The organism is Blastococcus sp. PRF04-17 (assembly GCF_023016265.1).
Classification (GTDB): Bacteria; Actinomycetota; Actinomycetes; order Mycobacteriales; family Geodermatophilaceae; genus Blastococcus_B.
On sequence record NZ_CP095412.1, the window covers coordinates 3,589,035 to 3,606,883 of the forward strand.

At 72.9% G+C, this 17,849-nt stretch carries 18 protein-coding genes; 8 read left to right on the top strand and 10 right to left on the bottom strand.

Features of this window, described 5'->3' with window-relative positions:
- The first annotated feature begins 79 nt into the window (after nt 1-79).
- Together MVA48_RS18120 and MVA48_RS18125 are read left to right on the top strand one after the other, a co-directional pair.
- A complete protein-coding gene (locus tag MVA48_RS18120) occupies nt 80-787 on the top strand; it encodes a hemerythrin domain-containing protein (protein ID WP_246982246.1) in 708 nt (235 codons plus the stop codon).
- A 176-nt stretch (nt 788-963) separates the two neighbouring features.
- Entirely contained in the window at nt 964-1,203 is a 240-nt protein-coding gene (locus MVA48_RS18125) for a PspC domain-containing protein (protein WP_246982248.1), read from the top strand.
- A gap of 4 nt (nt 1,204-1,207) precedes the next feature.
- On the opposite strand, the gene MVA48_RS18130 is transcribed toward MVA48_RS18125, so the two are convergent.
- The 3 genes from MVA48_RS18130 to MVA48_RS18140 all read right to left on the bottom strand — a co-directional run bounded on the left by MVA48_RS18130 (nt 1,208) and on the right by MVA48_RS18140 (nt 4,673).
- Entirely contained in the window at nt 1,208-1,969 is a 762-nt protein-coding gene (locus tag MVA48_RS18130) for a DinB family protein (RefSeq protein WP_246982250.1), read from the bottom strand.
- A gap of 79 nt (nt 1,970-2,048) precedes the next feature.
- Nucleotides 2,049-3,083: a YihY/virulence factor BrkB family protein gene (locus MVA48_RS18135; protein ID WP_246982252.1), complete on the bottom strand. Its 1,035-nt coding sequence runs from the start codon at nt 3,081-3,083 to the stop codon at nt 2,049-2,051.
- 87 nt (nt 3,084-3,170) lie between these two features.
- Nucleotides 3,171-4,673 carry an MFS transporter gene (locus MVA48_RS18140; RefSeq protein WP_246982254.1) on the bottom strand — a complete coding sequence of 501 codons (1,503 nt, stop codon included), beginning with the start codon at nt 4,671-4,673 and terminating at the stop codon, nt 3,171-3,173.
- A 243-nt stretch (nt 4,674-4,916) separates the two neighbouring features.
- On the opposite strand from MVA48_RS18140, the gene MVA48_RS18145 reads away from it, so the two are divergent.
- A complete protein-coding gene (locus MVA48_RS18145; protein WP_246989378.1) occupies nt 4,917-5,063 on the top strand; it encodes a hypothetical protein in 147 nt (48 codons plus the stop codon).
- 95 nt (nt 5,064-5,158) lie between these two features.
- Here MVA48_RS18145 and MVA48_RS18150 read toward each other — a convergent pair whose 3' ends face one another.
- The 5 genes from MVA48_RS18150 to MVA48_RS18170 form a co-directional block, all read right to left on the bottom strand.
- Nucleotides 5,159-5,428: an acyl-CoA dehydrogenase C-terminal domain-containing protein gene (locus MVA48_RS18150; RefSeq protein WP_246982256.1), complete on the bottom strand. Its 270-nt coding sequence runs from the start codon at nt 5,426-5,428 to the stop codon at nt 5,159-5,161.
- Nucleotides 5,425-6,657 carry an acyl-CoA dehydrogenase family protein gene (locus MVA48_RS18155; RefSeq protein ID WP_246982258.1) on the bottom strand — a complete coding sequence of 411 codons (1,233 nt, stop codon included), beginning with the start codon at nt 6,655-6,657 and terminating at the stop codon, nt 5,425-5,427. Before MVA48_RS18155 ends, MVA48_RS18150 begins: the two co-directional genes overlap by 4 nt.
- Nucleotides 6,573-6,965, bottom strand: coding sequence for an acyl-CoA dehydrogenase N-terminal domain-containing protein (locus tag MVA48_RS18160; protein ID WP_246982259.1), 393 nt, complete (start codon nt 6,963-6,965; stop codon nt 6,573-6,575). Before MVA48_RS18160 ends, MVA48_RS18155 begins: the two co-directional genes overlap by 85 nt.
- A gap of 61 nt (nt 6,966-7,026) precedes the next feature.
- The gene (locus tag MVA48_RS18165) at nt 7,027-8,787 is read right to left on the bottom strand and encodes an MDR family MFS transporter (protein ID WP_246982260.1); all 1,761 of its coding nucleotides are present in this window, start codon (nt 8,785-8,787) and stop codon (nt 7,027-7,029) included.
- Entirely contained in the window at nt 8,784-9,281 is a 498-nt protein-coding gene (locus tag MVA48_RS18170) for a MarR family winged helix-turn-helix transcriptional regulator (protein ID WP_246982261.1), read from the bottom strand. Before MVA48_RS18170 ends, MVA48_RS18165 begins: the two co-directional genes overlap by 4 nt.
- A gap of 171 nt (nt 9,282-9,452) precedes the next feature.
- On the opposite strand from MVA48_RS18170, the gene hrpA reads away from it, so the two are divergent.
- Nucleotides 9,453-11,486: an ATP-dependent RNA helicase HrpA gene (gene hrpA, locus MVA48_RS18175; RefSeq protein ID WP_246982262.1), complete on the top strand. Its 2,034-nt coding sequence runs from the start codon at nt 9,453-9,455 to the stop codon at nt 11,484-11,486.
- Nucleotides 11,486-13,399 carry a DUF3418 domain-containing protein gene (locus MVA48_RS18180; RefSeq protein ID WP_371821157.1) on the top strand — a complete coding sequence of 638 codons (1,914 nt, stop codon included), beginning with the start codon at nt 11,486-11,488 and terminating at the stop codon, nt 13,397-13,399. Before hrpA ends, MVA48_RS18180 begins: the two co-directional genes overlap by 1 nt.
- Before the next feature lie 121 nt (nt 13,400-13,520).
- On the opposite strand, the gene MVA48_RS18185 is transcribed toward MVA48_RS18180, so the two are convergent.
- Both MVA48_RS18185 and MVA48_RS18190 read right to left on the bottom strand, forming a co-directional pair.
- Nucleotides 13,521-15,080 (bottom strand): IS1182 family transposase, encoded by a 1,560-nt coding sequence (locus tag MVA48_RS18185; RefSeq protein ID WP_246982264.1) that lies wholly within the window; start codon nt 15,078-15,080, stop codon nt 13,521-13,523.
- Between the two features lie 57 nt (nt 15,081-15,137).
- Nucleotides 15,138-15,545 carry a hypothetical protein gene (locus MVA48_RS18190; protein WP_246982266.1) on the bottom strand — a complete coding sequence of 136 codons (408 nt, stop codon included), beginning with the start codon at nt 15,543-15,545 and terminating at the stop codon, nt 15,138-15,140.
- 223 nt (nt 15,546-15,768) lie between these two features.
- On the opposite strand from MVA48_RS18190, the gene MVA48_RS18195 reads away from it, so the two are divergent.
- The 3 genes from MVA48_RS18195 (at nt 15,769) to MVA48_RS18205 (ending at nt 17,799) form a co-directional block, all read left to right on the top strand.
- On the top strand, nt 15,769-16,158 hold the full coding sequence (locus MVA48_RS18195) for an ATP-binding protein (RefSeq protein WP_246982268.1): 390 nt from the start codon (nt 15,769-15,771) through the stop codon (nt 16,156-16,158).
- A gap of 80 nt (nt 16,159-16,238) precedes the next feature.
- Complete coding sequence (locus tag MVA48_RS18200) at nt 16,239-16,403, top strand: hypothetical protein (protein ID WP_246982270.1); 165 nt, start codon at nt 16,239-16,241, stop codon at nt 16,401-16,403.
- A gap of 49 nt (nt 16,404-16,452) precedes the next feature.
- Nucleotides 16,453-17,799 (top strand): cytochrome P450, encoded by a 1,347-nt coding sequence (locus tag MVA48_RS18205; RefSeq protein ID WP_246982272.1) that lies wholly within the window; start codon nt 16,453-16,455, stop codon nt 17,797-17,799.
- Nucleotides 17,800-17,849 lie beyond the last annotated feature (50 nt).

A 17,849-nucleotide genomic window follows, 5' to 3' on the forward strand; every position in this document is an offset into this window, starting at 1 on the left:
CCCGGAACGCAACCGCACGTATGGACCGGCGGCGCGACGGGCAGGAGAGAGGTCTCGTCCCCCGTCCGGAGGTTGCGCCGTGCCCCGATCCATCGCCCACCAGACCGTCGACGAGCTGGGCGGACGCGCCAGCGTGCTGGCCCGCCAGCGCGCCGACCACATCGAACTGGACCGGCTGCTGGGGGAACTGCAGGCCACCACCGGGACGGCGCAGGAGGACGTGCTGAACCGGATCGACCGGCTGGTCTTCAGCCATGCCTTCGCTGAGGAGACGGTTCTCTGGCCGGTCCTGCGCCGGGTGCTGCCCGACGGCGAGCAACTCACGCTGCAGGTCGAGAAGGAGCATCAGGAGGTCAACGAGCTGGTCAGCGCGCTGGAGCGGGACGGCCTCGACCACCCGGAGCGCGCCGCGCGGCTCGAGCGGCTGGTCGAGGTGCTCCGGGAGGACGTCCGCGACGAGGAGGACGTCCTCTTCCCTCGGCTCCAGGAGGCGGTCACCACCGAGGAGCTGCGTCGGCTGGGATGGCGCTGGGCGGTCGTGCGCCGGCTCTCGCCGACCCGGCCGCACCCCACGGTGTCCCGCCGTCCTCCGGGTAACGCGCTCTCCGGGCTGCCGCTGACCCTCCTCGACCGGACCCGTGACCTCGTCGACGCCGGTGTCCGCCGGGCTCCTGGGCAGCTGGTGCCGGCCGGGCGGGCGGTCAGCAGGGCGCTGGCCGGCCTCGCCGGTCTCGTCGAGCGGGTGCCCGCCTCGCGGGCCGGCGACCGGCCACCCACCAGCCGCTGACCCCTGACCGCCGAACCAGGGATAGTTCGGGGTGTTCCCCGATGGTTCCGGGCGCCGCTGCTCGGCAGGCTCGTGCACATGACATCCGCACCGTTCCCTCCCCCTCCCGTCGACCAGTCGACCGCCCAAACGCCCCCTCCGGTCGCCCGTCCCTGCGGCGCAGCGGCACCGACCGCATGCTCGGCGGCGTCTCCGGCGGCCTGGCCGAGCACACCGGCATCGATGCCGTGCTCTGGCGCGTGGGCTTCGTCTGCCTGACCCTCGCCGGAGGCTCCGGCCTCCTGGTCTACCTGCTGCTCTGGGTGCTGCTGCCCTCGGGCCCGCTGCGCCCCGGTGAGGAGCCGCGTCCGGTGGACCGGATGGTGGACCGCCTGCGCGAGGCGGTCTCGACGCTCGGGACGCCGAAGCAGGGCTGAGCCCTCACCGGGCCTCGAGCACCGCCAGGTCGCGGACGGCGAACCGGCGGTGCTCGACTACTTCGTCCAACAGCACGCCCAGGCAGTTACGGACCGAGCGGGTCTCCTCGCCCCACGGCGGCGCCGGCTCGGCTGTCCGCATCTCCGGGAGCTCCGCGTCGCCCAGGCCGGCCAGCACCTGCCGCACCCGGGCCTGCCGGTCGGCATGCACGCCGAGCACCTCGGTGTACGACGGCCGGGCGGTGACGTCGACGCCGATCCCTGCGGCGACGTCGGCCGGGGTGCCGGTCGGCGGCAGGCCGATCCGGTGGTAGGGCATCGCCTCGCCGAGCACCATCCGGCCCAGCCAGACATCGGTGGCGAAGACCAGGTGGCGGAGCGTCTCGACGAACGACCACTCGTCGTCCACCCGCTCGAAGCGCATGGGCTCGGGGAGCCGCTCGGCCCGCGCGACAGTCTCCGACCACAGCCGCTCGAGGGTGTCCCACGCCGCCCGCAGCTCGGCGGCGGTACGAGCCTCGCGCACCAGCACCCGTTCGGGATACCGGCGGTCCAGCTCGCCGGTGACGAACCCGCTGACGTCGACGTCCTCGACGAACAGCGCGGTGACCTCGCTGGCGTACCCGGAGGCGCGGACGCCGGAGATCTCGCACCCGATGATCCGGACTCCCGTCAACAGGCAGTCGCGGAACGTCGCCCCGGTCAGCTCGGCATCGCGGAAGCTGGCGCCCCGGAGGTCGTCGGTACGTGTGAACTCGGCCGGCACCGCGCCATCGTGGCGGAGGGATACGACGAAGCGCGCCCCCGGTCCACCGGACCGGGGGCGCGCTGTCGGACGGGACCGCTCAGGTGGTCTGCTTGGGCTTCGGGTCCTCCCGGGCGTCGAGCTGGATCTCCTTCTCCGCCCGCGGGACGCCCTCCTTGAGTTCCCGGGTCCGCTCGAGCTCGGCGTCCAGTTCGATGCCGAAGAGCAGCGCGATGTTGATCAGCCAGAACCAGATCAGGAAGATCACGACCCCGGCCAGGGCCCCGTACGTGGCGTTGTAGTTGCCGAAGTTCCCCACGTAGAAGGCGAAGGCGGCCGAGGCGACGATCGCGACCAGGATCGCCACGCCGGCGCCCGGGCTGACCCACTTGAAGCCACGCAGCTTGACGTTCGGCGTCGAGTAGTAGAGGACAGCGATCATCAGGGCGAGCACGACCAGCACGACCGGCCACTTGACGATGTTCCAGATGGTCTGCCCGGTCTCGCCGATGCCGATGGCGGAGCCGATGGCGTCCACGACCGGCCCGCTGAGCACCAGCATCGCGACGATGACCGCGGCGAAGAGAATGCCGATGAGCGTCACCAGCAGCTGCAGGGGCTTGAGCTTCCAGACCTTGCGACCTTCCGGCGTCTCGTAGACGACGTTGGCGGCGCGGGTGAACGCCCCGACGTACCCGGAGGCCGACCACACGGCGGCGGCGATACCGATGACCAGGCCGAAGCTCGCGGTGCCGGTGTTCCCGGCGATCTGCTCGATCACCGGGTTGAGGGTGTCGGCGGCGTCCCTGGGGACGACGGCGGTCAGCGCCTCGGTGAGCTCCCGGGGGTTGGTCAGCAGCCCCACGATGGACAGCAGGGCCACGAGCGCGGGGAACAGGGCCAGGACGCCGTAGTACGTGAGCGCGGCGGCCCAGTCGGTGAGGTTGTCCTCGCTGAACTCCTTGGCCGTGCGCTTGATCGTGCCGCCCGTCGTCGGCGTGGGGTCGGCCCCGGTCGGCGCGTAGTCGGCACGGGTGCCGCTGATCTCGTCGGTCTCGGGCGCGGGATCAGCGGCGCGGTTGCCGCGCAACTGCGTGTCCTTGGTGCGGCTGTGCGAGCCGGTGGCTCGTGCCATGCGTGGGTCCTCCGGTCCTGCGGTCGGGAAGTCGGACCTGGGGTGCCCCGGACGAACCCGTTCCATGCCGGACGCGCCGGTAACGGTTCAGCGAAGGCCGGACACCGGCGACCACTCCCCGACCCGCGCGGTCGCCTCCTCGACGGCGGCCAGCCGGTCGGGGCGGCGCCGGTCGCCGGACCGGCGTTCGGCGGCCAGTCCGAGGGCGGCCACCAGCACGACGGCGGCGGACGCGATCGCTCCGACCAGTGCCACCTCGGTGTAGGCGACGTCGCGGGGGAAGCCGGTGGCCGGGTCGACGCTGGCCGCGATCAGCATCACCGCGAGCGTGCTGCCCAGTGCCTGGCCGACCGAGCGGGCGATCGAGTTCACCGCGTTGGCGACCCCCGTCTCGTCCTCCTGCACCGCGCGGACGACGAGGGCCGGCAGGGCGGCGTAGGCGACGGTCACCGCGAGCTGGGTGAGCAGCCCGGCGAGGACGACCGCCCACGGCTCGCTCCGGTGGAGTGCCAGCAGCAGGAAGCCCGCGACCCCGGACCCGGCGCCGGCGAGCAGGGTGGGCAGGGCGCCCACCCGGGTGACCACCCGCCCGGCGAGCGGCGCGACGGCGATCCCGGCCACGCCGCCGGGCAGCAGGTAGACCACCGACGCCTCGAGCACCGACGCGCCGAAGCCGTAGCCGGTGCGCTCCGGCGGCGTCTGCACGAACTGCAGGATGGCCAGGAAGGAGGCGAAGAGGGCGATCCCCGTCATCAGCCCGGCGATGTTGGGCACGAGCGTGCGCCGGTCGGCCAGCATCGCGGGCCGCACCAGCGGTTCCGCCGTCCGTCGTTGGAGGACGACCCAACCGCCGAGCACCAGCAGCGCGCCGGCGAGGCAACCCAGCACGCCCGGGGATGCCCACCCCCACAGGTTGCCCTGGGAGACGGGGAGGAGGACCAGCACCAGTCCGGCCCCGAGCACGATCGCGCCCCACCAGTCGACCCGGCCGCCGACCGACGACGGACGGCGCGGCAGCACCCGGACGGCCATCGCGAGCGAGACCAGCGCGACGCCCAGGCCGACCCAGAAGGCACGCCGGTAGTCGCCGCCGTCGCCGACGAGCAGCCCCGTCGCCACGAGACCGACCACGCCGCCCACGGCCAGCGTGCTGCTCACCACCGCCATGGCCACGCTGAGCCTTCTCTGAGGCAGCTCCCGGCGCAGGACGCTGATCGACAGGGGGAACAGGCCGTACGACGCGCCCTGCAGGATCCGGCCGAGCAGCAGCAGCGGCAGCGACGTCGTGACGATCGCGAGCAGCGTGCCGAGAGAGACCGCGACCAGGATGCCGAGGATGACCGGGCGCTCACCGCGCAGGTCGCCGAGCCGGCCCAGGACGGGCGTCAGCACGGCGGCGGCCAGCAGGTTGGCGGTGAGCACCCAGCCGGCGGCACCGGCGGAGACGCCGAGCTGCTGCTCGATGGCGCCGAGCACGGGGACGACGAGGCTCTGCAGGAGCGACAGGGTCGTCACCCCGAACGCGAGGGTGAGCATCAGTGACCCGGGCCGGACGGCGGGGCCGGCCGTCGGAGCAGGAGCGGCGGCCACGATCCGATCAGAACACGGCGGGTCGGGGCGGCGGCCTGTGAGGTCGGTCTCGCGGGCCGGCGAAACGACCAGGCGACGGCCGGTGGACGTGAAACCGCTCACACACGGTCAGGGGAAGTGCACGAAAAGACGATTGGAACCTCACTCACCGGGGGACACAGCTCCCCGAACGACGTGTCCCGCCCCTGACCCGGCGGAGGCACCCGACCGCACTGGGGGAATGACGAACAGATGATGATGGCCGTGACCCTGCTGGGGTTCCTCTTCCTGACGGCCCTGGTCATCGCGATGGGCACCTCGTCCACCGCGCGCTACGAGCGCGAGCGGGCCGAGACGACCACCGGCCACCGGTCCACCGCGGCCGAGCCGGTCGGCGCCGCCACCGCCTGACGACCGCCGTACCACCGCAGGACCACCGCAGGACCACCGAAGCCCCGCCGCTCCGCACGGAGCGAGCGGGGCTCGGTCGTTCCAGGGCTGTCGGCTCAGAGCACGTGCCCCGGGGTGTCCAGCACCGTCCGGTCGAGGGACTCGAGCAGGTCGAACTGGGCACCGGTGCGGGGCAGCTCCCAACGCCAGAAGTAGCGCGCCGCCGCGCGCTTGCCCTCGTGGAAGTCGCTCGTCGAGCCCTCGCAGGCCAGGGCCTGCTCGAGCCACAGCCACGCCACCACGAGGTGACCGGCGGCCTCCAGGTAGACGTGCGCGTTCGCCAGCGTCACCGCCGGGTCGCCCGCGCCCCACAGGGTCGCGGTCACCGCGCCGAGTCGCGCCACCGCCGCGTCCAGGTCGGCGGCGAAGCCGCCCACTCGGTGCCCGCGGCCCGGCCGGTGGTCGCGGTGATCGTCTCGCCGAGCAGGGCGAGACCGGCTCCGCCCTGCATGACCACCTTGCGGCCGAGCAGGTCGAGGGCCTGGATGCCCTGGGTGCCCTCGTGGATCGGGTTGAGCCGGTTGTCCCGGTAGAACTGCTCGACCGGGTAGTCGCGGGTGTATCCGTAGCCGCCGTGCACCTGGATCGCGAGGTCGTCGGCGACCGGCCCCCACTGCGAGGGCCAGGCCTTCGCGACCGGGGTGAGGACGTCGAGCAGCAGGTGGGCGCGCTCGCGCTCCTCCGCCGTCTCGGCGGTCTGCTCCTCGTCGACCAGCCGGGCGCAGTACAGGCCCAGCGCCATGCCGCCCTCGGCGTAGGACTTGGCCGCCAGGAGCATCCGCCGCACGTCCGCGTGCTCGACGATCGGCACCGGCGGCGGCAACTCCTCACCCACCCTCCCCTTGGACGTCGGCGGCCGGCCCTGCGTGCGGGTGCGCGCGTACTCCAGCGCGTGCAGGTAGCCGGTGTAGCCGAGGACCGTCGCGCCCATGCCGACGCCGATCCGCGCCTCGTTCATCATATGGAACATGTAGGTGAGGCCGCGGTGCTGCTCGCCGACCAGGTAGCCGACGGCGCCCGCCCGACCGCCGGGGCGGTGCACGCCCTCACCGAAGTTCAGCAGCGTGTTCGTCGTCCCCCGGTAGCCCATCTTGTGGTTGAGACCGGCCAGGACGACGTCGTTGCGCTCGCCGAGCGAGCCGTCGGCGTTCACCAGGAACTTGGGGACGACGAACAGCGAGATCCCCTTCACGCCGGGAGGTCCGCCGGGGATCTTGGCCAGCACCAGGTGGACGATGTTCTCGGTCAGCTCGTGGTCGCCACCGGAGATCCACATCTTGTTGCCGGTGAGCCGGTAGGTGCCGTCGTCCTGCGGCTCGGCCTTCGTGGTGATGTCGGCCAGCGACGAACCGGCCTGCGGCTCGGACAGCGCCATCGTGCCGAACCACCGCCCCTCGAGCTCGGGCCGGACGTAGGTGTCGATCTGCTCGCGGCTGCCGTGGGCGAGCAGCAGGCGTGCGTTGCCCATGGTCAGGAACGGATACGCCGAGGTGCCGACGTTGGCCGCCTTGAACCACGCGAACACCGCCTGGCCGACGGTGTGCGGCAACTGCATGCCGCCGTACTCCTCGTCGAAGGAGCCGCCATCAGCCCGGCCTCGGTGAAGACCTTCAGCGCCTTGGCGACCTCGGGGATCATCTCGACCTTGCCGTCGACCATCCGGGGCTCGTTGAGGTCCGCCGTCCGGTTGTGCGGGGCGAAGTGATCGGTCGCGATCTGCTCGGCGAGCTCCAGCACCGCGTCGAAGGTCTCCCGCGAGTGCTCGGCGAACCGCGGCCGCTTGGTCAGCGACTCCACGTCCAGCCACTCGTGCAGCAGGAAGTCGAGGTCACGGCGGGACAGGATCAGCGACGGCGAGGGCACGAGGTCATTGTCGTCCTCCGGACGACACCGCGACCACGGCCCGTGCTCTCGGCTGCCGCGCCTAGCTCCTGGGCTTGCCGGCGGGCGGTGCCGTCGACGTGGGTGCCGCGGCGCCGGCGGCATGCGCCGCCTCCTCCTCCGGGGTCCGCTCCACCACGGGCGGGACGGCGTCCGGCTGCTGGGCGGCCGCCTGCTGGGCCTGGATGCCCGACTGGTTGCGCAGCTCGAGCTGCGGCAGGAACCACAGGACGAAGAAGCCCACGGCGACGACCGCTGCGGCGACCAGGAACACGAGGTCGAGGGTGTTCGAGAAGCCGACCCGGAACGGCGTGACCAGCGCGGGGTAGGCGTCGATCGCGCTGGTGTCCGACAGGACGCTGCCGACCCCGGCCTGCTGGAGCGCGGCCGCCTGCTGGGCGGCGTCCTGGCCGGCGCTCCCCGCCCGGCCGACCTGCTCCGGGATCTCGGTGCCGAGCCGGGTGAACATGATCGACAGGAAGGCCGCCGTGCCGATCGTGCCGCCCATCTGGCGGAAGAAGGTGACCGACGAGGTCGCGACGCCGATCTCCCGCGGCGACACCGCGTTCTGCACCGCCAGGATCACCGGCTGCATGTTGAAGCCCAGGCCGAGGCCGAGCAGGACCATGAAGGGCACGAGGGTCCACACCGACGTGTCGGCCTCCACCACGAAGGACAGCGCGGCCAGGGCGATCACCATGAAGACCACGCCGACCAGCGGGAAGACCTTGTACCTGCCCGTCCGGGCGATGGTCAGCCCGGAGGACATCGCTCCGGTCATGATGCCGAGCACCAGGGGCAGCATCTGCAGGCCGGCGACCGTCGGACTGGAACCGTGCACCACCTGCAGGTACTGGGGGAGCAGCAGGATCCCACCGAACATGCCCGCGCCGAGCACGATGCTGGAGACGGCGCTGACCGAGAAGGTCCGGTTGGCGAACATGCGCAGCGGCAGGATCGCGTCGTCCTTGTACGCGCGCTCGGCCAGCACGAAGGAGATCAGGCCGGCCGCTCCGAGGACGTAGCAGAACAGCGCCCGCCCGGAGCTCCAGCCCCACTCGCGGCCCTGCTCCGCGATGATCAGCAGCGGCACCAGGGCGACGACCAGGGCCAGTGCACCCGGCCAGTCGATGCGGTGGTCGCGGCGCTCGTGCGGCAGGTGCAGCACGCGCATCACGACGGTGATGGCGACGACGCCCAGCGGCACGTTGATCCAGAAGATCCACCGCCAGCCGTCGAGGCCGAGGATCGAGCCCTGGCCGGCGAGGAACCCGCCGATGACCGGGCCCAGCACGCTGGACGTGCCCCACACCGCCATGAAGTAGCCCTGGTACTTGGAACGCTCCCGGGGCGGGACGATGTCGGCGATGATCGCCAGCGCCAGCGACATGAGGCCGCCGGCGCCGATGCCCTGGACCGCCCGGAACGCGGCCAGTTCGTACATCGAGTTCGCGATGCCGCAGAGGGCCGAGCCGACGACGAAGACCACGATCGCGAACAGGTAGAAGCCCCGGCGGCCGTAGGTGTCGGAGAGCTTGCCGTACAGCGGGGTGGCGATCGTCGAGGTGATGAGGAAGGCCGTCGTCGCCCACGCCTGCAGGTCGTAGCCCTGCAGGTCGTCGGCGATCGTGCGGATGGCCGTCGACACGACCGTCTGGTCGAGCGCGGCCAGGAACATGCCGAGCATCAGCCCGGAGAGGATCGTGAGGATCTGCCGGTGGGTGAAGACGCCACTGGCGTCCGGGGCGGCCGCGGCGGCGCGAGCGGTCCGCCGCTCGGCCGCGCGGGTGTGGCTGGAGGTCATGCGGACACCGTCCGGGAGGAGAAACCCTGGTCGTTCGGCAGCGAGGTCGCGATGCCGTCGAGGAGGCGGTCGAAGAGCGAGGTGAAGGTGGACAGTTCGTCGTCGGTCCAGTCCGCGGTCACCGTGCGCAGGTAGGCCACGCGCTCGGCGCGGAGCTCGTCGAGCACGGTGCGACCGGCGTCGGTGAGCACCAGCCGGCTGGCCCGTCCGTCGGACTCGTCGGCCGACCGCACCACCAGCCCCCGCTCGACCAGCAGGGTCACGTGCCGGCTGACCGTGGAGGGGTCGGCGTGCACGAGCTCGGCCAGCGCGTTCTGCCGCAACGGGCCCAGCCGCTGCAGAGGGAAGAGCAGCACCAGCGCGGCCCGGTCCCGCCCGCCCTCGGCGGTGTGCTGCGCCTTGAGGCCGTGGATGAGCCGCATGAACCGGGGCATCTGCTCGCTGAGGGCCAGCAGCCCGGCCTCGCGCTGCGCCCCGGGGGAGGGAGTCGGCATGGGGTACCTCGCGTCCGTCGGCAAACACGTGCAGGCTACACCTTGTTGCAGGACGCACGCATCCACTTCTCGCTGTGGCCCCGGACACGGGTCGCCGGATGGGATCCTGGGCGGGTCGTCCCCGACCGGCCGGGTCGGGGGCTCGGTACGGAGGGGACGCCGGGAGGGATCGTGAGCGCGCCGCACGACGATCTCCGGTCACGCCTGGCCGACCTCACCCTCGCCGACGAGCACCGGCTGCGCCGTCGCCTGGACGGCCTCCGGAAGACCCGGGACCCGCAGGCCCGGCACCGGCAGCGGGAGAGGATCGCCGCCGACGTCGCCGCCGCCGAGCAGCGCATCGCCCGCAGGCGGGCCGCCGTCCCCGTGGTGGCCTATCCCGCCGACCTCCCGGTCAGCGCCCGCCGGGACGACATCGCCGCTGCGCTGCGGGACAACCAGGTGGTGGTCGTCGCGGGCGAGACGGGTTCGGGCAAGACCACCCAGCTGCCGAAGATCGCCCTCGAGCTCGGGCGCGGCGTCCGCGGCCGGATCGGGCACACCCAGCCGCGGCGGATCGCGGCGCGCAGCGTCGCCGAGCGGATCGCCGAGGAGCTGGACACCCCGCTGGGCGAGGTCGTCGGATTCACGATGCGGTTCGCCGACCAGGTGTCGGACTCCACGCTGGTCAAGCTCATGACCGACGGCGTCCTGCTGGCCGAGATCGCGCGCGACCGGCTGCTCCGCCAGTACGACACGATCATCCTCGACGAGGCCCACGAGCGGAGCCTCAACATCGACTTCCTCCTGGGCTACCTGGCACAGATCCTGCCGAGGCGCCCGGACCTGAAGCTGGTCATCACCTCGGCGACCATCGACGTGGAGCGGGTGGCCGCCCACTTCAGCGGTGCACCGGTCGTCGAGGTCAGCGGCCGGACCTACCCGGTCGAGGTCCGCTACCGGCCCGTCGTCGACCCCGACGACCCGGACGCCGACCCGGACCGGGACCAGGTCACCGCGATCGTGGACGCCGTCGACGAGCTGGTCGCGGAGGGGCCCGGCGACGTCCTCGTGTTCCTGGCGGGGGAGCGGGAGATCCGGGACACCCAGGACGCGCTCGAGGAACGGGCCCTGCCGGCCACCGAGGTCGTGCCGCTCTACTCGCGGCTGTCGGCCGCCGACCAGCACAAGGTCTTCGCCCCGCACAGCGGCCGCAGGATCGTGCTGGCCACCAATGTCGCCGAGACGTCGCTGACCGTCCCGGGCATCCGCTACGTGATCGACCCGGGGACGGCGCGCATCTCCCGGTACAGCCATCGCACGAAGGTGCAGCGCCTGCCGATCGAGCCGGTCAGCCAGGCTTCGGCGCGCCAGCGGTCCGGGCGGTGCGGCCGCCTCGGGCCCGGCATCGCGATCCGGCTGTACACCGAGGAGGACTTCGAGGCCCGGCCGGAGTTCACCGATCCCGAGATCCTGCGGACCAACCTCGCGTCGGTGCTGCTGCAGATGGCGGCGCTCGACCTCGGGGACGTCGCGGACTTCCCGTTCGTCGACCCGCCCGACCGCCGGGCGGTCGCCGACGGGCTGGCCCTGCTCGAGGAGCTCGACGCCCTCGACCAGCGGGGCGCCCTGACCCCGACCGGCCGGGCACTGGCCGCGCTGCCCCTCGACCCGCGCATGGCGCGGATGGTCGTCGAGGCCGACCGGCGCGGCGTGCTCGACGAGGTGCTCGTCATCGCCGCGGGGCTGACCATCCAGGACCCGCGCGAGCGCCCGACCGAGCACCAGCAGGCCGCCGACCAGCTGCACGCACGGTTCAGCGACGAGAACTCCGACTTCCTCGCGCTGCTCAACCTCTGGCGCCATCTCACCGAGCAGCAGGAGACCCTCTCCGGCAACCAGTTCCGCCGCACGGTGAAGCGCGAGTTCCTGCACTACCTGCGCATCCGCGAGTGGCAGGACCTGCACGGCCAGCTGCGCGGCACCGCCCGCCGGCTCGGGATGACCCTCGGCGAGCCGGCCGCGGAGCCCGACGAGAAGGGCATCCATGCGGCGCTGCTGGCGGGCCTCCTCTCCCACGTCGGCCTGCAGCTGGAGCCCGACAAGAGCCAGAACCGCGGAAGTGGCTCCCCGTGGCGGCCCAGCCGCGAGTACCTGGGCACCCGGAACACCCGGTTCGTCATCGCGCCGGGCACCCCCTGGCGAAGAAGCCGCCCCGCTGGGTGATGGCCGCCGAGCTGGTCGAGACCAGCCGGCTGTTCGCCCGCACCGTCGCGCGCATCGACCCCGAGGTCGTCGAGCGGCTCGCCGCCCACCTGGTGCAGCGGCAGTACTCCGAGCCGCGGTGGGACGCCAAGCGCGGCTCCGTCGTCGCCACCGAGCGGGTCACCCTGTACGGGCTGCCGCTGGTCGTCGGCCGGCGGGTCCAGTACGGGGCGATCGACCCGGTCGTCTCCCGGGAGCTGTTCATCCGGCACGCCCTCGTGCAGGGCGAGTGGACGACGCACCACCGGTTCTGGACCGACAACCAGCGGGCGATCGAGCAGGTCGCCGCCCTGGAGGAGCGCGCCCGCCGCCGCGACATCTCCGTCGACGACGAGACGCTCTTCGAGCTCTACGACGCCCGCATCCCGGCCGACGTCGTCTCCACCCGGCACTTCGACAGGTGGTGGAAGACGGCGCGGCGGGACCGGCCCGACCTGCTCACCTTCACGCCGGAGCTGCTGACCAACGCCGCGGCGGCCGGTCAGGTGCGCGCCGAGGACTTCCCGGACGAGGTGCGCCTGACGCAGGGGCTGACCCTGCCGCTCTCGTACGCCTTCGCGCCCGGTGCACCCGAGGACGGCGTCACGGTCGACGTCCCCCTCGCCGTGCTGGACGGGGTCGCGCAGCAGACCTCGGGGGAGTCGCTGGCCTTCACCGTGCCCGGGCTGCGCGAGGAACTGGTCACGGCGCTGCTGCGGACGCTGCCCAAGCAGCTGCGCCGGGGGCTGGTGCCCATTCCCGACCGGGTGCGCGAGGTGCTGCCGAACATCGATCCCGGCGAGCCGCTGCTGCCGGCGCTGGAGCGCGAGCTCCGGCGGGCGACGGCGATCACGATCCCGCCCGACGCCTGGGCGCCGGACCAGGTGCCCGACCACCTGCGGGCGACGTTCCGGGTGCTCGACGACCAGCAGCGCCCGCTCGCCACCGGCAAGGATCTCGCCGCCCTCAGGACACAGGTCGCGCCCACGGCCCGCGCGAGCCTCGCCCGCGCCGCGTCCGACATCGAGCGCGCCGGGCTGACCTCCTGGGAGTTCGGCAGCCTGCCGCGCACGGTGGAGGTCCAGCGCGGTGGGCACGTCGTCCCGGCACATCCGGCCCTGGTGGACGAGGGGACGACGGTCGGCATCCGCGTCGTGCCGACCGAGGTCGAGGCGCAGCGCCTCACCTGGCGCGGTGCGCGCCGGCTGCTCCTGCTGGTGGCCGGCTCACCCACGAAGCAGGTGGTCAAGGGCATCCCCCCGGGGACCCGCCTGGCCCTGCAGTTCAACCCGGACGGCGAGATACCCGCGCTGGTGGACGACTGCGCCGACGCGGCGGCCGACGAGCTGATCGCCACCGCGGGTGGGCCGCCCCGCGACGAGGCCGCCTTCACCACCCTCGTCGCGACCGCGCGGCCCGAGTTGCACCGGCTGACCGTCGACGCCGTGCACAAGGTCGAGGCGGTGCTCACGGAGGCCCGGGAGGTGGCCGTCGCCATCGGGGCGGCGCCCGGGCGGCGGGTGCCCGACGCCGCGATCGCCGACCTGCGGCGGCAGATGGGCGGGCTGCTGCACCGTGGGTTCGTCGCGGCGGCCGGGCGGCGCCGTCTCCCCGACCTCGTGCGCTACCTGAGGGCCATGCGGTACCGGCTGGAGAAGCTGCCGGCCAACGCCGTCCGCGACGAGCTGTGGATGCGGCAGGTCGCCGCGGTGACCGAGGAGTACGAGCAGCTGCACACGCGGATCGCTGCGACCGGGACACCCGACGACCCGGTCGTCCGCGTCCGCTGGATGATCGAGGAACTGCGCGTGGGCCTCTTCGCCCAGGGCATCGGCACGCCGCGGCCGATCTCCGAGCAGCGCGTCTACAAGGCGATCGACCAGCTCAACGCCTAGGAGCCTGCTGAATAAGGAGTCACGGCGGGCGGGAGTGGCGCTGCAGTGAGGTCGGCACTCGTGGGTGTGACAGAGGGGGCGTCCTGCCCGGTGTTCTCCGTGGGACCTGCGGTGGTGGGGGTCAAGAGGCCAGTGCCCACTGGCCGTCGGTGCCGGTGAGTCCGAGGGCGAGCAGGCGGCGGAGGTTGATCGCGGCGACTCGCAGGTGCAGCCAGACGTCGTTCTTGATCACGCCTCGGTAGGGAACTCGGCGGTGGCCGCGGGTCACCCAGGCCAGGGAGCGTTCGACCATCGGCCGGTGCCGGCGGTAGACGGCCTGGAAGTCCGGGTCGGCGGCGCGGGCCCGATGGGCCCGCTGCAGCGCGTCGTGCGGATGGAGACGCAGGGTCCGCCCGTCGGCGGCGGTGGTGCAGCGCTGCCGTAGCGGGCAGCCGCGGCAAGCAGCGCCGAAGGTCACGTGTCGGGTGCGGGTGATCGGCCGGGTGACCCCGTGCGGGCAGGTCGCGGTACCGGCGACCTCGTCGATGGTGAAGTCATCAGCGGTGAACCCACCGGGCACCGCGGGTTTCAGCGGCCATGGCTTGATCACCGGCGTGTGACCGGCGGCGGCGAGGGCGGCCAGTGCTTCTCCAGTGCCGTAGGCGGAGTCGCCGAGCACCTGCACCGGCCAGGCGATGGTGTCGTCGGCGGCCAGCAGGTCGACTCCGACGGCGGCGTCGGTGTTGGCTGCGCCGGCGGCCCGGGTGAGCCGGGTGTTGGTGATCAGCCCGGTGTCGGGTTCGACGACCACGTGCGCGGTGAACCCGTCCTGCCGGCGGGAGACGGTCTTGTGCGCGTGCCGGGAATCGGGATCGACGGTGGAGATGACCCGCTCATGGGCCACCCGGCGGGCGATCTGCCACCGGCCGTCGCTGCCATCGCCGTCTTCGGCGGGTTCGACGTCCTGGCCGGCGACCAGCGCCAGCAGCGCGACCGCCTCCGCTTCTCGCGGGCCGAGCTGTTGGTCGGGCAGGTGACCCAGCAGCCGGTGCGCGTCGCCGACCAGCGCATTCACCAGCTGGGCGCGGGCCTGCGGGTCGTTCCAGGCGATCGACGGCTTGCCGGGATCGTCGTAGTCATGCCCGGCGCAGTGCGCCGCGACCACGTCGGCGGCGCCGGGCACCTCGCGGCGGACCCGCCGGATCGCCGCGATCAGCTGGGTGACGGTGTCCTGCGTGGCCACGGCATCGTCGAGCACCGTGGAGTCCAACGCCCGTCGTGTCTTCCCGGTCAGCGCGCCGGTGGCGGCCACCACCTCGCGGACGGCATCAAAGATCCGGTTCGGCTGGGCCGAGCGGGCCAGCCGGCGCCGCCAGTAGGTCAGCACCGTCGGATGGAACCCCGGCGCCCCGACCGGCCAGCCGCAGGCGGCCTTCCACCGCAGATCGAAGGTCAGTGCCTCGGCCGCTTCCCGATCCGAGCGGCCCTCCAAGGCCTGCAGCACCAGCACCGCGGCCACCACGTCGGCCGGCACGCTGGGCCGGCCCAACTGGGACGGGAAGAGGTCGGCGAACAGCTCGTCGGCAAAGAGCTCACGACGGTGTTCGGCCAGGAACGCGTACACGCTGCCCGCAGGCATCAGGCGATCAAGCGACGACTCGGCGTCCATCACCCCATGCTGGGCCGGGGAAGTGCCCTGCATAACCCTCAGCGTCCCGCCGATTCCGGCGCCAGGCGAGCCCCCTTCTTCAGCAGGCTCCTAGGCCCCGTCCGGAGGCTCGCCCGAGCGTGCGAGGGGGGAGTGGGACGGGGTCCGTTCTTTGAGGAGGGCCGAGATCCGCTGGCGGGTCACACCGAAGAGCGCAGCGATGCGGTTGATGCTCACCTGCTCGCCCTGGAGGGCGACGGCCTGCTCGCGGCGCCACGCGTGGCCCGCGGACGCCAGGCCCGCCAGCACGGTCGAGATGCGCTCGACGATCAGCGGCCGTGACTCGCTGGTGACGACCTCCAGCCAGGGATGTCCGGCCCGCCGTGCGGTGAGCAGCTTCTCAGCCCGCTGCCGGGCGGAGGCGAGCTCGTCGAGGCATCGGTCGAGCTCCGTCACCAGATCGGTGAGGGCGCGCTCGGCGGCGTCACCTGCTGGTGCGTCCGCCGGGTCCGGGGCCATGCCTGCTCCTCAGTGCGGCGGCGATTCTCGTTGCACGCTACACGACTGAACAGCCATTGCATGCAATGGTTGCGACACGCAATGGACATTGCATGCAACCCCCTTGCATCCCTGTCCCGTCCATGGTTGGTTGTCAGCACCGAAGACGCGAAGCGCTCGGCTCGGTCGGCCACGCCGGTGTGGACGCGCCCGTCCCCGCTCCCCCGGCAGAACGGACCCCGTCGTGTGCACTCGCAACGCGAGCATCGACCTACCGCCGATCCCACCGAGCATCCCGGTCGCCCGGCACGTCGTGCGGGAGCTGCTGCGGGCCTGGGACGCGCCGCACGACCACGAGGACGCCGCTCTGCTGGTGACCGAGCTCGTCGCCAACGTCGTCGACCACGTGCAGGGTGAGGCCAATCTCTCGCTCGAGCTGGCGATGGCCGACGCGTGGCTGCGGATCGCCGTGGTCGACGGCTCGGCGGTGCGCCCCGTGGTCCAGGAGCTCACGGAGCACCGGCCGCGTGGCCGGGGACTGCAGATGGTGCGGGCCATCGCCGACCGCTGGGGAGTGGAGGACCACCGGGGGGGCAAACGGGTCTGGTTCGAGCTCGCGCCGCCCCTCGGGTGAGCGGGTCCGGCTGGTTTGCCGGCGACGGCGATCGGGGAGGGGCTGGGGGAGAAGAGCCGGCCACCGAGAGGGAGTGCGCGATGAGCGAGCCGAACACCCAGTCCGCGGGCGAGGGCCTGTCCGACGAGGAGATGGTCGAGACCGTCGCCGGTCAGACCGACAGCGCGTCGGAGAACGCCGACGCCGCGGGCAAGGACTGGAACGGCGACCCCGGCGAGGCTCCCGCACCGACCGACGAGGCCTGAGCCGACTGCACCCCTCGGACGCGCGGTGGGTCGCTGACAGACTGCGGCGGTGACCACGGACACAGTCGCGACCGCGCCCCGTCCCGTCGTCCGGGCGGCGGCCCTGCGCCCGGCGAGGACGGCCGTCCGCTGGGCCGTGCGGCACGGGCTCCCGGCCGCCTACCTCAGCGGCGGGGCCCGGCGGGGCGATCCCCTCGGGCGGTTGCTCAGGGATCCGGCGGTGCGGGAGGAGCCGTGGCCGCTCTACGAGGAGCTGCGGGCCCGCGGAGCGGTTGTCCCCGGCAGCCTCGGTCCGGTGACGACGTCCCACGCCGTCGCCTCCGAGGTGCTGCGGTCGGAGTCGTTCGGGTCCGCCCTCCCGCTGGACCGGGCGCCGCGGTGGATGCAGTGGGCCTTCCGCTTCGGCGACCAGCCGGAGGCCACCGGCGTCGCGGAGCCGCCGTCCATGCTGGTGGTGGACCCGCCGGACCACACCCGCTTCCGGCGTCTGGTGAGCAAGGCCTTCACCCCGAGGGCGATCACGGCCTTCGAGCCGGCCGTCCAGCAGACCGCCGACCACCTGCTCGACCGCCTCGAGCGCTCCACCGGTGTGGTCGACCTCGTCGACGCCTACGCCGCCCAGCTGCCCGTGCTCGTCATCGCCGACCTGCTCGGGGTCCCGCGTGAACGGCGGGAGGACTTCCTGCGGTGGGGTGCCGCCGCCGCGGCCACGCTCGACCCCGGGCTGTCCTTCCGGCGGTACGTGAGCGCCGAGCGGGCGCTGCGCGCCATGAACGCGTTCCTGGCCGAGCACTTCGCCCGTCTGCGCCGCCACCCCGGCGATGACCTGGTCAGCCGGCTGGTCGGCCTCCCCGAGGAGGAGGCGCTCACCGAGCGGGAGCTGCACGCGACGGTCCTGCTGCTGCTCGGGGCCGGCTTCGAGACGACGGTGAACCTGCTCGGCAACGCCGTCGTCCTGCTCGACGCGCACCGCGACCAGTGGGAGTCGCTGATCGCCGACCCGCCGGGCTGGGACGGCGCGGTCGAGGAGGTGCTCCGGCACGACAGCCCTGTCCAGCTGACCGGGCGGACGGCCGGTGCGGACGTCGTCATCGCGGGGCAGCCGGTGCGGGCCGGCTCGCGCATGGTCGTCCTGCTCGGTGCGGCCAACCGTGACCCCGAGGTGTTCCCCGACCCGGCGAGGTTCGACGTGACCCGGCCGAACGCCCGCGACCACCTGGCGTTCTCGGCCGGCATCCACTACTGCCTGGGCGCGGGCCTGGCCCGTCTCGAGGGCGTGATCGGGCTGCGCAGGCTCAGCGAGCGGTTTCCGGAGCTGCGGGTGAGCGGGCGACCCGAACGACGCGACCTGAGGACGCTCCGGGGGTTCGAGCGGCTGCCGGTCAGGCTGCGCTGAGAGCACCTCTGGCTTTCGGCCTCCTCCAGGGCACCGCCCCGAGCGAGCGA

Coding starts and splice junctions, on each gene's coding strand:
- MVA48_RS18155 (WP_246982258.1), bottom strand. CDS start 6,657: ATGCAGTTGCCGCACACCGTCGGCCAGGCGGTGTTCGCGTGGTTCAAG.
- MVA48_RS18200 (WP_246982270.1), top strand. CDS start 16,239: ATGAGCGAGCCGAACACCCAGTCCGCGGGCGAGGGCCTGTCCGACGAG.
- MVA48_RS18180 (WP_371821157.1), top strand. CDS start 11,486: ATGGCCGCCGAGCTGGTCGAGACCAGCCGGCTGTTCGCCCGCACCGTC.
- MVA48_RS18190 (WP_246982266.1), bottom strand. CDS start 15,545: ATGGCCCCGGACCCGGCGGACGCACCAGCAGGTGACGCCGCCGAGCGC.
- MVA48_RS18125 (WP_246982248.1), top strand. CDS start 964: ATGCTCGGCGGCGTCTCCGGCGGCCTGGCCGAGCACACCGGCATCGAT.
- MVA48_RS18170 (WP_246982261.1), bottom strand. CDS start 9,281: ATGCCGACTCCCTCCCCCGGGGCGCAGCGCGAGGCCGGGCTGCTGGCC.
- MVA48_RS18185 (WP_246982264.1), bottom strand. CDS start 15,080: ATGCAGGGCACTTCCCCGGCCCAGCATGGGGTGATGGACGCCGAGTCG.
- MVA48_RS18135 (WP_246982252.1), bottom strand. CDS start 3,083: ATGGCACGAGCCACCGGCTCGCACAGCCGCACCAAGGACACGCAGTTG.
- MVA48_RS18165 (WP_246982260.1), bottom strand. CDS start 8,787: ATGACCTCCAGCCACACCCGCGCGGCCGAGCGGCGGACCGCTCGCGCC.